This window comes from Holtiella tumoricola, from assembly GCF_027857615.1.
GTDB classification, from domain to species: domain Bacteria; phylum Bacillota; class Clostridia; order Lachnospirales; family Cellulosilyticaceae; genus Holtiella; species Holtiella tumoricola.
Genome location: NZ_JAQIFT010000010.1, coordinates 62064 through 78764, shown reverse-complemented (window position 1 = coordinate 78764; position 16701 = coordinate 62064). Strand labels below are relative to the sequence as shown.

The 16701-nt window shown below is 33.5% G+C and carries 12 protein-coding genes; 9 read left to right on the top strand and 3 right to left on the bottom strand.

Features of this window, described 5'->3' with window-relative positions; genetic code table 11:
* Positions 1-2055, bottom strand: a complete 2055-nt coding sequence (locus PBV87_RS01815) for a helix-turn-helix transcriptional regulator (RefSeq protein ID WP_198524911.1) — start codon at positions 2053-2055, stop codon at positions 1-3.
* A 196-nt stretch (positions 2056-2251) separates the two neighbouring features.
* On the opposite strand from PBV87_RS01815, the gene PBV87_RS01810 reads away from it, so the two are divergent.
* Entirely contained in the window at positions 2252-3832 is a 1581-nt protein-coding gene (locus PBV87_RS01810) for an extracellular solute-binding protein (RefSeq protein ID WP_271010925.1), read from the top strand.
* Between the two features lie 22 nt (positions 3833-3854).
* Here PBV87_RS01810 and PBV87_RS01805 read toward each other — a convergent pair whose 3' ends face one another.
* Positions 3855-4334, bottom strand: a complete 480-nt coding sequence (locus PBV87_RS01805; RefSeq protein ID WP_053984766.1) for an S-ribosylhomocysteine lyase — start codon at positions 4332-4334, stop codon at positions 3855-3857.
* A 121-nt stretch (positions 4335-4455) separates the two neighbouring features.
* Here PBV87_RS01805 and trpS point away from each other — a divergent pair, with 121 nt between their 5' ends.
* Positions 4456-5463, top strand: coding sequence for a tryptophan--tRNA ligase (gene trpS / locus PBV87_RS01800; RefSeq protein WP_053984765.1), 1008 nt, complete (start codon positions 4456-4458; stop codon positions 5461-5463).
* An 823-nt stretch (positions 5464-6286) separates the two neighbouring features.
* On the opposite strand, the gene PBV87_RS01795 is transcribed toward trpS, so the two are convergent.
* A complete protein-coding gene (locus PBV87_RS01795; protein ID WP_053984764.1) occupies positions 6287-7147 on the bottom strand; it encodes a YitT family protein in 861 nt (286 codons plus the stop codon).
* A gap of 187 nt (positions 7148-7334) precedes the next feature.
* On the opposite strand from PBV87_RS01795, the gene PBV87_RS01790 reads away from it, so the two are divergent.
* The 7 genes from PBV87_RS01790 (at position 7335) to PBV87_RS01760 (ending at position 16615) form a co-directional block, all read left to right on the top strand.
* Positions 7335-8051, top strand: coding sequence for a phosphatase (locus PBV87_RS01790; RefSeq protein ID WP_053984763.1), 717 nt, complete (start codon positions 7335-7337; stop codon positions 8049-8051).
* A 56-nt stretch (positions 8052-8107) separates the two neighbouring features.
* A complete protein-coding gene (locus tag PBV87_RS01785) occupies positions 8108-8395 on the top strand; it encodes a YerC/YecD family TrpR-related protein (protein WP_053984762.1) in 288 nt (95 codons plus the stop codon).
* A gap of 53 nt (positions 8396-8448) precedes the next feature.
* Positions 8449-10866, top strand: a complete 2418-nt coding sequence (gene pcrA, locus PBV87_RS01780; RefSeq protein WP_271010924.1) for a DNA helicase PcrA — start codon at positions 8449-8451, stop codon at positions 10864-10866.
* An 82-nt stretch (positions 10867-10948) separates the two neighbouring features.
* The gene (locus PBV87_RS01775) at positions 10949-11143 is read left to right on the top strand and encodes a hypothetical protein (RefSeq protein WP_053984760.1); all 195 of its coding nucleotides are present in this window, start codon (positions 10949-10951) and stop codon (positions 11141-11143) included.
* 210 nt (positions 11144-11353) lie between these two features.
* Positions 11354-13312, top strand: a complete 1959-nt coding sequence (ligA, locus tag PBV87_RS01770) for an NAD-dependent DNA ligase LigA (protein WP_271010923.1) — start codon at positions 11354-11356, stop codon at positions 13310-13312.
* Positions 13313-13474: 162 nt separating this feature from the next.
* The gene (locus PBV87_RS01765; protein WP_271010922.1) at positions 13475-15043 is read left to right on the top strand and encodes a DUF4091 domain-containing protein; all 1569 of its coding nucleotides are present in this window, start codon (positions 13475-13477) and stop codon (positions 15041-15043) included.
* Between the two features lie 36 nt (positions 15044-15079).
* The gene (locus PBV87_RS01760) at positions 15080-16615 is read left to right on the top strand and encodes a response regulator transcription factor (protein WP_053984757.1); all 1536 of its coding nucleotides are present in this window, start codon (positions 15080-15082) and stop codon (positions 16613-16615) included.
* Positions 16616-16701 lie beyond the last annotated feature (86 nt).

Sequence of the window (16701 nt, the reverse complement as noted above, 5' to 3'; positions counted from 1 at the left end):
TTAAATATGGTATTTTGATCGATAATGCCCTGGTGTACAGTGCTCGTATTCCTTAAAGTAAGAAATGAAACTAGAGATATGCACAAACCCTACTTGATTAGCAATGATTTTAAGCGTATATGGTGTTGTCTTCAGTAGTTCCTTAGATTTTTCAATACGTAAATGATACATGTAATCTAAGAGCGATTGTGAAGTATGTTTATAAAAGTAGTCTTCTAAATAAGAAGTAGGTATGGAAAATTCTAAAGCAATTTGTTCTGTAGATAGATTAGGGTCCTCATAATGCTCTTTAATGAAATCTTTAATAAGTGTAATAGATGGCTCAAGAATACGATCATTTCGAAAATCTATAATAAGATTTAACATTTCAGAAGAAACTTCTAAGACAATCTCTTTTAGTTCTTCGAAGGATTCTACCTTAAATAAGGAGACTAAATCTAGTTTATCATATGGAATAGAATATTTTTGTTTAGAAATGTAGTTGTTAAATGCCATCATAATTTCTATACAAATAACCTTTTGTAATGAAAAAGGAAGTGTTGTAGCCTCTAGAGATTGTATAGTTTGTAGGAGAAGTTCAGGGATTTTTTGATAGTCTCCAACTTGTAGAAATGTGGTAAGTTGTAATGCAATAGCTTTATAATCTTGAAAAAGAACTTGTATAGAATCAGCGAGTTCTGGTGTAGATGTAGCAAGTTCACTAAGAGCACGTGCATTAATATAAGACTTAGAAATATTAGAAAGTCTTCTGGAGAAACTGCCAAAGTACAATGTTGCTTGGGGTAGAACAATTGTCGAAAGTTTAATATTTCCTTCAGTTCCAACTAAATAGATATCTATATTAGGATAAATATGTTGGATGAGATAACTTTGTTTTAATGAAGTTTGTTGCATACTTTGTAGTGTATCAATAATAGTTTTATCAAATGCAAAGTGATTAATTTGTGCTTTAACGACTATGATGCCATGATATGGGGATGTTAAATCCATATTCAAGGAATGACAGTTTTCTATGAAATCAGGAATGTTATTGATATTCCCATTAATAAGCTGATTTAATAGGAAATATTGACGCATAGGAATACTTTGAGTTACTTCTCTTTCTAATTTAGAGTAATCTTGTTTTAGCATAGTAAGTGAATAGTTCATTTCACGAAGTGGTGCAAAATTACGTTTAACAATATAATAACTACAAAGTAAACTAAAGAGTATAGCTCCTACAAGACTTACTAACATAATCAGATTAAGGGTATGTAATGGTGCAAAGACTTTTTTGTGTGAAGCCGTACTTAAAATTAATAAGTTATCTGCAGAAAGAGAAGGCTTAGATGCATAAATTAGATATTGATCTGAATGTGTGGAGAAAGAATCGCCAGTTTTAGTAAGTGTACTTAGTGAGCGTATTAAACTTTCGTAATTAAGTGTAGGCATATGGCTAAGATCAAAGGAATCTAATGAGTTTTCTAAATCTAAAGTATTTACAAAGTAAAATTGTCTATTATCTTCTTGCGAAGCAAAGATAGAGTCATACAAAAGATTTTGATCAAATAAAAAGATGCTACATCCAATTTGTTCGTAATAGGCAGAAAGAGGTACTAAAAGAGCAAAGTAGTTCGTGTCGTTATATTTTAAGTCATTAAAAAATATAGAGTCAGTACTGGTTTCGACTAATTCTTTTAAAGCATTAGGACTATAAGTACTTGAAGAATATTGCTCATAAAAATTTTCTACAGACAAGCTACTCTTACTGGTATACACATAGTCAGTATTATAAAAGTATACAGCTGCCTCATTCAAAAGTTTATTAGAAATAATATAATTAAATAATGTATTAATCAATCGCGAACCTTCAGAGGGGGTTTCATTTAAGTTAAAGGGTTTAAACTCGTCTTTGTTCGTCAAGTGATGAGCAATGAGTAGACATTCATCTAATTCATTATTAAGATGACTCATAGATAATTCAATATTAGTTATTTCTTTAGAAAAAAGTTCTTTAGAAAAAATGTCATAACCTACGCTAAATAAAGTGGCTATAATGCATGATACTGGAATCATAAAGATGAGTAAAAACGATATTAAATATTTTTTAAATAAATTTAGTTGTGAAGACATTTACTTTTTCACCTCAACGACATTTTAAGCTAAATATATAGGAAATACAAGCATAAATGCTTTAATATATTATAAAATTTTATAATATTATTAATTGAAAAATAATCTGACAAAGGTTAAGATAAATTAGGGGGGAGTTATGAAAAATATTAAAAAAAATATTATTACATTTATAATATGTATGCTTTTAATTTGTATAGGATATAAAATATCTATAGATATACAACCTATGCAGGTTATACAAGAGAGTAAAATCACATTGAATGGTGTTGTATTTTCACCAGTGGGATTAGGCAATTATAATGAAATGGAAGTTTTAAATAACATTAAAAAGAAAATGGGTATTGAGGTTAATTTTAATCAAATTAATAGTGCAAGAAGAGATTTACAAAAGATACATATATTACAGATGGAAGAAGTCCCAGATTTTATTATGGGAGGAGATTTGCAGAATACAGATATTTTAGGATATATACAAAGTGAAAGGATTATTCCTTTAAATGAACTTATAGAGAAGTATGCTCCAAATATTCAAGCATTATTAGAAAAAAAGCCTTTTATAAAAAGTGCCTGTACATTTTTAGATAATAAAATTTATACGTTACCGTTTTATAATGAAATGGATTCAGCATTGGTAGAAAATTATCTTTTTATTAATAAGGTATGGTTGGATCAGCTAGGACTACAAATACCAACAACGATAGACGAGTTTTATAATGTTTTAAAGGCATTTAAAACACAAGATCCTAATGGAAATGGTAAAGCTGATGAGATACCCTTTAGCTATATAGATGGGGTATACAATTACAGTATGAATTCATTTATAGGATCATTTGGCGTGATTAATGGAGATAGAATGATGCTGGTGCAAGATGAAAATGTATTATTTACACCAGCACAAGAAGGTTATAAGGAAGCAATACTATATTTAAGGAAGTTATATCAAGAAGGTCTATTAGATGCGGAAATTTTTACACAAGACATTGAACAGTATGTAGCAAAGGGGATGAGAGAAACACCTGTTGTAGGAGCATTTCTTGCTAAAGATAGTACAATTGTGGTAGGAGAAGAAAGAGGAAGAGATGAATATATAGTTATTCCACCACTAAAAGGGCCAAGTGGTACACAGTTATGGGGAAAACAAAATAGTAAGATTACAACAAATCAATTTATGATTACATCTAGTAATCTTTATCCAGAGATTACTATGGCTTGGATTGATCAGTTTTTTAATCCTGAAAATATACAAGAGTTAATATGGGGAGCTGAAGGTGTTACATTTGAAAAGAGTGGAGGAAATTATAGATTTATCTGTCCACCTTTAGGAAAAAGTTATGCGCAATATAGCATGGAGAATAGTCCATTAGGAGCATGCCCGGGTATATTCCCAAGAAGTGAAAAAAGTAAGTTTATTTTTAATCCAATGTTAGTACGTCATGAACTAAACTATAAAGAGTATAGCCCTTATTTGATAGAAGATAATATTTGTCGTAGGACTATGTTTATGACTGATTTTATGGGAATGGGTAAAATCTATAATAGCTTAAATAGATATGTTGTAGAGATGAAAATAAGGTGGGTTTCTGGAGAGTACGATATAGAGAAAGAATGGGAAAGTTATTTAAGTGCTCTAGAAAATATGGGGATGAAAGAATATGTTGCATTTTATCAAGAAAAGTATAATAAATGTAAGTGTTCAGAAAAGCATTCTATAGATTAAAAGTGGTCATTAGACCACTTTTTTAGTTAGTTGGATAGACCAAGTTTTCAGATGTTAAGTTATGAAGTGTTTCTAAGTATTTTTTAGCTTCATAACGAGCCATACCTAAATTCATATCTAAATAGTTACCACAGTCATGAGCACTTGCACCTGGAACTTCTTCTTCATAGTTTGCAATAAACTCAAACATTTCTGTGATAAGAGGTGCAATTTCACTAGAAGGGCGATTACCTTTTAAAATAAGATAGTGACCAGTACGACATCCCATAGGACCAAAGTAGATTACTTCACTAGCATACTCATGATGATTGCGTAAGAAAGTAGCACCTAAATGCTCCATAGTATGGATTTCGGCTGTATTTAAAACAGGTTCCCTATTTGGTGCTTTCATACGAAGATCATAAGTCGTGATAGCATGTCCCATCATATCATCTGTTCTAGAAACATAGATACCTGGTAATAATGTTAAGTGGTTAATTGTAAAGCTTGGAATTTTCTCCATAGTTGTAAGCTCCTTTCAGTTGCTATTAGTGTTATTATATACCGAAAGGCATTTTGCTTTCTAGAAAAATATGATATGATAACTTTAATTCATAAAAAGATAGAAAAATGAGGTGCGATAGATGGAAAACGAAAAAAAGGTCATTTTTAGTGGGATGCAGCCTTCAGGTGTTATTACACTTGGGAACTATTTAGGTGCCCTTAAAAACTGGACAAACTTACAAGATGAATATAACTGTCTTTATTGTATAGTTGATATGCATGCGATTACTGTAAGACAAGATCCAGCTACACTTAGAAAAAATGCTAGAAACTTATTAATGCAATATATTGCTGCTGGTTTAGATCCAGAAAAAAACGTTATTTATTATCAATCACATGTACCAGCTCATGCTGAACTTGCATGGATTTTAAATTGCTATACTTATATGGGTGAGCTTAGCCGTATGACACAATTTAAAGAAAAGTCTTCTAAACATGCAGAGAATATTAACTCTGGACTTTTCACATATCCAACACTTATGGCAGCAGATATTTTACTTTTCCAAACAGACCTTGTACCAGTAGGCGTAGACCAAAAACAACATCTCGAGCTTGCACGTGATATTGCAGCACGCTTTAATAACTTATATAGCGATACTTTCAAGATTCCAGAACCATATATTAGTAAAGTAGGCGCAAAAATTATGAGTCTACAAGATCCAACAAAGAAAATGTCAAAATCAGATGAAGATAATAATGCAAGTATCTCATTAATTGATGATCCAGACACTATTATCCGTAAGTTCAAACGTGCAGTAACAGATTCGGATGCTCTGGTACGCTTTGACCAAGAAGCAAAACCAGGTATTAGTAACTTGATGACAATCTATAGTGCGGTAACAGGTATGTCTATGGAAGCTATCCAAAACGAGTTTGAAGGTAAAGGATATGGTGACTTCAAAATGAGAGTAGGGGAAGCTGTAGTAGAAGAACTACGTCCTCTTCACAAACGTTTTGAAGAACTTTCAAAAGATAAAGCTTATATTGATGGAATCATTAAGAAAAATGCAGAGACAGCTAACTATCTTGCAACAAAAACACTTAGAAAAGTACAAAAGAAAGTGGGATTCCCACCAGTTGTACGTTAATTAAAGCTAGAAGGAAGGGCTGCCATGATGGCAGCCTTTTTAACTTTTAAAGTAAATATTTTATAGAGTAAAAACTTTTAGTATGTGAGGTCGTCCGGTCGGCACTACATGGGTACCTCCCTTTCGCTTTTGCTCAAATGGACTAAGACTGTGTAAACTCTTATTCAGTTAGGCTATGAGAAAACTCGCTAACGCTTACTCTGAGGGGCACACAGCAAACACTCGCACAACCCCCTTCCTTCATATTCGTTAACACACTCTAAGTCCATCCTCGAAAAAAAGCTACATGGAGGTCACCCACGCATCACCGCTCTTTTCTACTCAGAGAAGTAAGTTTTCACTTCCAATGATATGCCGAAGAGAAGATAGAAGAGCAAACGTCTCTTCTTTAGAGAGAATACTTCCTAGTGCTTGATAATACTCCTTCATAGTTTGCTCTTTATCTCAACTTAGGAATGATTAGGCACTTTCACATGAAGGATGTTTAGAAAATAGATTATGTAGTTTAGCTACCTTGATACCGGAAGGGGTCTATTATGTGATGGGTTGTAAGGTAAGTTATTGTATGGAAACTTTTCCGCAGGCTTTTTAGAGAGGCTTAGGGAATGAAATCAAACTGGTTTTAGGGAAATGTTTGAAGAAAAGTGAACTTCTTTTCTGAGTTTTGACCGTTAGTTTGATGAAATGAAATTAGCCTCTCTTAAGAGTTGAGGACTAGAAGTTGGAATACAATAAGCTTGCCTAAATGCCCTCACACTTAACCCAATATTTATTTTACGTACTTATAGCAAAAAGAGCAGGATACTTATCCTACTCTGTAGAGTTAATCTGAGATATTTGGCAAGAATCCTTTTCCGTTTCCAATAACCTGAGCGGTTGGGGTTATGGTTACAAAGGCGGTTGGGTCATGTTCAGCAACGATGTGCTTAATTTTGGCTACTTCTTGAATACTAATTGTAGTATAGAGAATAAATTTATCCTCTTTAGTGTACGCACCTTTTGCCGGTATGATAGTCACGCCGCGGAGAAGTTCAGACATAATATCATTGGCCATGGGTTGGTAGTGGTCTTTGGTGGTAATAATAAATAATGTACGTTTGTAATTAAGACCATCTACTACAAAATGGGTAATTCTACTAGCTACAAACATGGTTGCAAGGGTTAATACAGATAAGTCTAATCCGAAGAAGAGAATAGAACAACTAATAATGATAGCATTAATAATCATATTGACAGTAGCCATGCTCAAAGAAAAGTTTTTATTAACGATTTTAGCGACGATATCAGAACCACCAGTAGAACCATCTCCTCTAAAGATAATACCGCTACCTACTCCATTGAGTAGACCACCCAATAGTATGATACTAAGGGTATTGGTTGTAGCAATTTGTATATCTTTTGTTACTTGTAGCCAAAAGGAAAGCATCAACATACCAAAGAGGCTTGAAACAAGAAAGTGACGTTTTAAAAAAAAGAATGCTAATAAAAATAGTGGAATATTTAAGAGGAGAACAAGTATACTGACATTCCAATTAAAGATGAAATGTAAGAAGGTTGCAATACCATTTACGCCGCCACTCAATAGATGATTAGGAATAAGAATAGCATTTGTAGATAAAGCTATTAAAAAAGTACCTATAACAATAAAAAGTGCACGTTTAATATCCAGTTTAATCTTTGGCATCATCATTCCCCCATTGTAAATGTTTTAAAAAATATAAATTTTTGTGTACAAATATATTATAAGGTTAGTTTATGATAAATGGAAAGAATTTATTGCTAAAAAGGTGAAAATCATTTTGTCAAATTAAGTCTGAGCGTGTAAGATAAAAAGAGACAAGAAAAAGAGACTAAATAAAGAAGGTGATTAAATGAAACTTTTAACAGATATGCATATTCATACTGTTTCAAGTGGACATGCTTATAGTACTGTAGATGAGATAGCAAGATTTGCAGGAGAAAAAGAACTAAAGATTATTGCTATTACAGATCATAATAGTGGATTACCAGGTGGGGCACATGATTTCCACTTTCATAATTTAAAAGCGATTCCAAGACAATTATATGGTGTAACTGTCCTTAGAGGAATGGAAGCAAATATCATTGATTTTGATGGAAATATTGATGCAACAGAAGATACACTTGGTGGATTAGATTTTACCATTGCAAGTATGCATCCACCATGTTTAAGATTTGGTGATAAAGAAGAAGTAACACGTGCAATGATTGGTGCAATGGAAAATCCTTTCGTAAAAATATTAGGGCATCCAGGGGATGATCGCTACCCATTTGATCATGAGGCAGTAGTCCTTGCGGCAAAACGTACAGGGACTATACTAGAAGTAAATAATGCATCTTTAAAACCAGGTGGATTTAGACCAGGGGTACGTGAAAATCTTATTAGTGTACTTGGTTTATGTAAGCAATATAATGTACCAGTTATGGCAAATACGGATGCTCATATTGCTTATGCAGTAGGTGAATTTGAAGAAAGTATACGTTTATTTGAAGAGGTTGATTTCCCACAAGAGCTTATTCTCAACTTGCATCCAGAACGAATTCTAGACTTTATTGCGCTAAAGAATTGAAATGTCCTTCCTGATACGTTAAAATGAGGAGGAGAATAGGACAAGGGGTGACTTAAGTGAATAACAAACTCAAAGATGATATGACAGATGGTTTGTTTGAAGCAATTTTGAAACTAGAAAATATTGAAGAATGTTATGCCTTTTTTGAAGATATATGTACAATTAATGAGATTAAATCTTTGGCACAACGTCTAGAAGTTGCAAAGATGCTAGAAGCAAAAAGAACCTATACAGAAATTCAACAGATAACAGGAGCATCAACAGCAACAATAAGTCGTGTGAATAGATGCTTAAGTTATGGATCAGATGGATATAAATTAATTTTAGAACGTATCAAAAAGTAGAGCAGCTTAATAGGCTGTTTTATTTTTGTACACAGGATGAAGGAGGAAGAATAATGGATTTTACAGCAGGATTAAATGATAAACAAAAAGAAGCTGTATTGCATACAGAAGGACCACTTCTTGTTCTAGCAGGGGCAGGATCAGGAAAGACAAGGGTGCTCACACATCGTATTGCACATCTTATTAAAAATAAGGATGTATCTCCATGGTCAATACTCGCAATCACTTTCACCAATAAAGCAGCAGCTGAGATGAGGGAACGTATTGGTGCACTCATTGGAGAAGAAATGGTTAAAGATATGTGGATTAGTACATTCCATGCTATGTGTGTACGTATTTTAAGACGTAATAGTGAACGTCTTGGATATGGTAGATACTTTACTATTTATGATACTTCGGACCAAAAAGCCCTCCTTAAAGATATTATGAAACAGCTTAATATAAATGAGAAAAATCACCCAATATCAGGTGTGCTTGGAGAAATTAGTAATCAAAAAAATCAGTTCATTACAGCAGATGAATATGCAAAAACAGCTGGAGAAGATTATAGAAATAAAGTTATTGCTCAAATCTATGCCCATTATCAAAAGAAGCTTAGAGAAAATGATGCAATGGACTTTGATGATTTAATGCTTAATACGTGTATTCTTTTTAGAGATCATAAAGATGTATTAGAGTTTTATCAAAATAAATTTAGATATATCTTAGTAGATGAGTATCAAGATACTAATGGTGTTCAATACCAACTTGTACAAATGCTTGCTAAAAAATATAAGAACCTTTGCGTAGTAGGGGACGATGACCAATCTATTTATGGTTGGCGTGGGGCGGATATCCGCAACATCTTAGACTTTGAACGTGACTTTGATAATGCAAGTGTAATTCGACTTGAGCAAAATTATCGTTCTACACAAAATATTTTAGATGCAGCCAATAAAGTGGTTGCGCATAATCATGGGCGTAAAGTAAAGAACCTTTGGACTGAAAATGACAAGGGTGAACCTATTACCATCCTCCAAATGGACAATGAATATCGTGAGGCAGATGCTGTTTCTGAGATTATTGTTAGGGGTATTGACCAAGGTGAATATGAATTTAAAGATTATGCCATTCTTTATAGAACCAATGCACAGTCTCGTGTAATGGAAGAAAAAATGATTAAAAATGGTATCCCATATAGATTATTAGGTGGTACACGATTCTACGAACGTAAAGAAGTTAAAGATATGCTTGCTTATTTACGTACAGTAGCCAATACAAAAGATGATGTTTCTATGAAACGTATTATCAATGTACCCAAACGTGGTATTGGTGCAAGCAGTCTTGAAACGATTACACGTTATGCCAATGTACAAGGAATGGACTTCTATGAAGCAACAAAATTAGTTAAAGAGATGAGTATCTTAGGTAATGGACCAGCTCTTAAGGTGTTAGGCTTTGTGGCATTAATAGAAGAGCTACGTGAAGTTGCAGAAGATGGCAATATCCCTCATTTACTTGAAACAATTATTGAAAAGACAAGTTATAGAGATTACTTACGTCAAACAGATGGTGAAGATTATCAAGACCGTATTGCCAATATTGAAGAACTTGTATCTAAAGCAGCTGCATATATGGAGGTTGCAGAAGAGCCATCTCTTGCTGGTTTCCTAGAAGATGTTGCCCTTGTTGCAGATGTAGATAACTACGACCAACATAGTAACTCCATTGTACTGATGACACTTCATAGTGCAAAAGGATTAGAGTTCCCTGTTGTATTTATGCCAGGGATGGAAGAGGGATTATTCCCAAGCTATATGAGCTTAACAGAAGGTGAAGATAAAGTAGAAGAAGAACGTCGCCTTTGCTATGTTGGGATCACACGTGCACGTGAGAAACTTTACATGCTCTATGCACAACAACGTACATTATTTGGACGTACACAAGGTTGTACCAATTCACGCTTTATTAAAGAACTACCAAGAGAACTTACTAATTTATCAGCATTAGATAGAAAACCAGCTCAAAAGCCACAGTACACACAAACAATGGCGAGTCCTGCAACTAAACAATCTGTAAACACAGGTGTTGCAGCTCGTGGTTCAGCAGCAGATTACTTTGCTGGTAAACTTAACACGCAATCAGCTAGTGGGACAACAACACGTTTAGCCACACCAACGTCAACAAATGGTCAAATGAAGCTTAATACAGCATATACTAATCCTCTTTCACCATTTAGTCGTAATGCAATAGGAGGTAATCAACCTTCTAATTATAAGCCAACAGTAGGTGGTGTAGGTAAAAAAATAGAAAATCTACCTACAGTGAGTGATTCTTATACTATTGGAGAGAAAGTTAAGCATAAAATGTTTGGTACAGGAACGATCAAAGATGTGGATCATACAGAAGATGATGTCTTTGTAACAATAGCTTTTGACAAAGGTCAAGAAAAGAAATTGAGTGCACGTTTTGCAAAGTTACAAAAATTGTAAGAAAGTACTTGATGGAATTATCTGTAAATGTTACAATATTCCTATAACGCTGCTAAAGTTATTGTGGTAAGGGGGAAATAATATGGATAAAATGTATAAAAATGATGAATTAAGTTTAGATGAACTTGTACAAGTCACAAAAGATTTTATCAAATTAGCGGATAGGTTGTATAGTAAGGGGAAAATTACTGAAGCGGAATACGATGAATTAACTTTTGTAAAAAAAGATTTTTTAACACAAGCAGCAGCGGAAAAACCAAATATAGAGTTTTGCTAAGGGGAAAAGGAGCGTTGTTGACGCTCCTTTTATTTTTATATCATATGAGGCGCTTTGACTTGAAAATAAGTTGAAACTCATGCAATATAGAGAATATACATAGTTGATCTGATGATTGCCATCTAGACTTTAGAACTCACTTTATCTGAGATTAAAAAAGATTATAACGGCAAACTATATAGGATGAAGAATGTACAAAAGGAGATAATGATGAACTACGAAGAAACGATGAAACGTATGCAAGAATTAGTTGAGCTACTCAAAAAAGCAGCCTATGCTTATGAACAAGAAAATCGTGAGCTGATGAGTAACTTTGAATATGATAAATTATATGATGAGCTCTTAAAACTTGAAGAAGAAACAGGGACAGTACTTGCTGGAAGCGTAACGCAAAAGGTTGGTTATGAAGTAGCAAGTAACTTGAAGAAAGTAACCCATCCATCTAGAATGTTATCTTTAGATAAAACCAAGGAAATAGAAAAGCTAAAAAGTTTCTTAGGAAATCAGCTTGGTATGCTTTCTTGGAAGTTGGACGGTCTGACTATTGTATGTACTTATGAAGAAGGAAAGCTCATACAAGCTGTAACCCGTGGAAATGGTGAAATAGGGGAAGATGTAACAAATAATGCGAGAACATTTCTCAACCTTCCTCTCACTATTTCTTACAAAGAGCGCCTCGTAATTCGTGGAGAAGCAGTCATTACCTATAGCGACTTTGAACGTATCAATGAAAAGTTAGAAGGGGATGACAAATACAAAAACCCACGTAACCTTTGTAGTGGAAGCGTACGACAACTGAATTCAGAGATTACAGCTAAGAGAAATGTGCGCCTTTATGTATTTGCGGTTGTAGAAGGTGATGAAACTTGCAATAGTAAAATGGAAAAGATGGAGTGGCTAAAAGGCCTTGGATTTGAAATAGTAGAATACAAAGCAGTCACACAAGAAAATATTGAAGAAGCTGTAGCCTACTTTGGAGACGAAGTTAAAAAACGTGATTTTGCCTCTGATGGACTTGTACTTGTTTATGATGATATTGCCTATTCTAAAAGTTTAGGAACAACCGCTAAGTTCCCTAAAGATGGTATTGCTTTCAAATGGCAAGATGAAATCAGCGAGACACAGATTATAGCCATAGAATGGAATACATCTCGTACAGGGCTTATTAATCCCGTGGCTATTTTTGAGCCAGTAGAATTAGAAGGAACAACGGTAGAACGTGCAAGTCTGCATAACTTAAGTATTGTAGAAGATTTAAAAATTGGTATTGGAGATCAAGTAACTGTTTTTAAAGCCAACATGATCATTCCACAAATAGCTGAGAATTTAACTCAGTCAGGGCCAATTGAGCCACCTCATGAATGTCATGTATGTGGTGCAGAAACTGTAATCAAACAAGATAAGACAGCTAAAACAGTTTATTGTCCAAATGGTAACTGCCCAGCACAACGTCAGCAAGCGTTTGTTCACTATGCAAGCCGCGATGCTATGAATATTGAAGGACTATCAGAAGCTACAGTAGAGAAATTCTTAGCAAAAGGTTTTTTAGTAGACTTTGCTTCTTTATATCATTTATCAGACTATGAAGAAGAGATTAAAGCTATGGAAGGCTTTGGACAAAAATCTTATGATAAATTAATTAGTGCTATTGAACGTACAAGAGAGGTTAACTTACATCAATTTATTTACGCATTAGGCATCCTACAAGTAGGGCCAATGAATGCAAAACTAATCTGTAAGCATTTTGAAAATGACTTGGAAGCTATTCAGAAAGCAACACCAGAGGAATTAGTAACAATAGAGGGAGTCGGACCAGTTATTGCACGTGAGATGCATGACTATTTCCAATTGCCAATTAATGTAGAAATGCTAGAGCGTTTAACAAAAGAAATCAAATTTAAACAAGTAGAGAAGGTAGAAACTAGTGCACTTACTCTAGAAGGGAAAACATTTGTTATTACAGGAGATGTAAATCACTTTGCTAACCGTAAAGCATTAAGTAATAAGATAGAAGAATTAGGTGGAAAAGTAACAGGCTCTGTAAGTAAGAAGACAGATTACCTTATTAATAATGATAATACATCTGCTTCTAGTAAAAATAAAAAAGCAAAAGAACTTGAAATACCTATTCTAACTGAAGAAGATTTCTTACAAATGATACAAGAATAAAACATTAAATAGTTTAATGCATTTCTAATATTAGATATAAATTACTTCTACAAATACTATAAATAGAATTGTAAAAAGTCCTAAAATTTCAAATGATTTTGGGACTTTTTTGCACAAATATAATATATAATAGACGTATACAAATATATAGGGAGGTCTAAAATGCTATCTATTTATAATGAAAATGAATGGCTTTATCCAGATACAGAGGTAAATAAGAATACGCATGCACATTTACATACAGCTCAAAATGCCTATATAGGCTTTCAGTGTATTCTAGATCCTCAGGAAAAATTTAAATTATGTCATATTCAGATGAACTGGGAAGTAGAACAACCTATAGAAACAGAAGTATTTTATTTAGAGTCTATTACTGTAGATGAAAATACAGATTTAGAGTTTATGACCACCCTAGACTATGAAAGATGCAAAACCTTTGTGACTCGGCAAGCACCCTTTAAAGTTTATGATTGTCTCATACCTTGGGAAAAAGTAGAAAGTTATGAAAAGCGTATCCCTCTTTATATACAGTTTAAGGTAGGAGAGGGAACAGTAGGAGAAGTAAGGGGTATCTTAAAGCTTTTTATAGAAGATGAAAGCAAACAACAAAAGATTGTAGAGATTGTTATTAAATTACAAGTGTATGATAAACGATTGCCTGAACAAAAAGACCAAAAGTTGGGGATGATGAATTTTTTTTGTTACGATAATATCATAAAGAACCATGGGGTTACATTAAATTCTAAAGCATACTGGGCACTTTATCGCCTTTATGTACGAAGGCAGTTAGAAATGCATTGTACCCATATTATGCTCCCTTACGCAAAGTCTATTAGAAATGAGAAGAATGAAGTTGTTGATTTTGATTTTACAGAAGTTATTAAAGCAGGTGAGATAGCCTTAGAAGAAGGTGCACCATTCATTGTAGGGGCATGTATAGCACATTGGGGAGAATGGAACGATAAAGGATATTACTTACTGTGGGAGCCAAGTATTGCAGCAGAAAGCTTAGAGGGGTATTACCAACTCAAAAAATATTTTTGCAAATGGCAAAGTATTGTAGACGAAAAAGGATGGAATAGAAGAATTATGCAGTCCTTAGCAGATGAGCCTCAAGTATATAATGCTTTAAGCTATAGAGCCATTGCTTCTGTATTTAGAAAGTGTGTACCAGGAGTAAACATTATAGAGGCGGTAGAAACTTTTAATTTAGGTGGAGGCATAGATATATGGGTGCCTAAACAAGATACTTATGAAAAACATAGAGAAAAGTTTCAAGAGATTCAAGATGCAGGTGAGCAAATGTGGTATTATACCTGTGCTTTTCCAGCTGGGAAAATTATGAATAGGAGTATGGACTTACCCCTGTTAGTTTCTAGATATATTTTGTGGATGGTTTTTTATTATGGACTTAGTGGCTTTTTACACTGGGGATTTAATTATTATATAGGAGAAGATCTATACCATGAGGCATGTTGTCCTCATAAGGGAAAGAAACTTCCAGCAGGAGATGCACATATTATTTACCCAGGAGAAAAAGATGTTTATAGAAGTATGCGTTATATTGCTCAAAGGGCAGGTGCACAAGACTATGAATTATTCAAGGCATTACCCTGTATACAACAAGAACAAGTGCGAAGATGGATGCAGAAGTTGTGCCCATCCTTTAAAGTATACAATACAGAGGTGGAACAATTTGAAAGTATTAGAAAGTTGATATTAGAAAGTTAATATGGAAAGGGCTATAGATTAAAGGGAGTGTTGAGCATGAATCAATCAATCATTGTACTTATTGTAGATGATGAAGGTGCTACAAGACAGATTTTAGTCAAACATATTCCGTGGCAACAGTTAGGGGTAGAGCAGGTATATAGTGCTGAAAATGGTATGGAAGGCTTAAAGTTAGCTAGGGAACTCAAGCCTCATATTATTATTAGTGATATTAAGATGCCACATATGAACGGAATTGAAATGGCAAAAGCAATTAGAAAGGAACAACCAGATAATTGTTTTGTCTTTTTAAGTGCTTATGCAGATAAGGAATATTTAAAAACGGCTATTCAAATTAAGGCCACTAATTTTATAGAAAAACCCATTGACCTTGAAGATATTACAAAGCTAATGACAGAGCTAATACAAGAAATAAAGATCCGTGTATTTAAAATGGAGACGAATTTGTTAGAGGAACAACTTATGACCAAGGTGACTCTAAATGAAGAAGATTTTGTGAAACTTGTTCTAGAAGCAAAACCGAGTTTTGCAAGTAATCTTAATTATTATATTGCTGCGTTTAAATTACATGTTGCTATGCCTTCTAATGAGTATTTAGCTTATCAAGAAATTTTAACGTATAATTTTCCAAAAGAATCTTGTATTAAAAGTATGGATAGGGTAGGTATTTTGTTTTTAATTGTAAAAGGTGGAGAGAAATGGAGTCAATTTAAAGAAAAAATTCAGAGTGTAGTCAGTCAAATGGTTGAGATTAATAAGGAAGGACTTATTTTTATATCGATTATTAACCAGAGTGTTAGGTTATCTGATTTGCAAGAGGCCTGCGAATTTGTAAGAGAAGGGATAAATAGGTGTTTCTTTGAAAAAGAAAATCAAGTCTATGTTGTTCAAGCAGCACAACCAGCTTATGAAGTTGAACATGAGTTATTTGATACTTTTGAACATGAGTTAAAAGAAGGAAGAGAACATGAGTTGATGATGCTCTTACACACGCTTTATAATCAGTTTGAACATTCCAATGGAACATCAATTAATTATGTTAAAAATGTCTACTTTAAATTAATTTTCTATGTCTTACAAGAAGTAGAGTCACGAATGTTAAGCTCTAAACTAGAAAGAAGAGAAATAATACATAGGCTCAATCAGTCAGAAACTTTATATCGTACAGCAGGTGTTGTAAAAGAAACACTACGCAAATTTTTTGAAATGGTACAACGTGCACCTACTGAAGTAGATGATCCCTTTTATAAGATGCATCAATACCTGGAGGAGCATTATCAAGAAATTGAATTTAGCATCAAAGATATGGCAAATTATTTTAATTTTACACAATGTTACTTATGTGTCATGTATAAAAAGAAAACAGGTATAACCATTAATCAAGCACTTACTCAGCTACGCATTGATAAAGCAAAAGAATTGCTAAAAAATCCAAAACTTAAACTATATGATATTGCTTATAAAGTAGGCTATGCAGATGGAAAGTACTTTACAAAAGTTTTTAGCAAAGTAACAGGGATTACACCAAAGCAATTTAGAGAAAGGCATTGGGCGTATGAGGATGAAATATAGGTTAGGGAAAAAACTTTATAATGGTCATATTAAAAATAAATTGTTAGGCATGTATTTTTTCTTACTTCTTATACCCCTTGGATGCT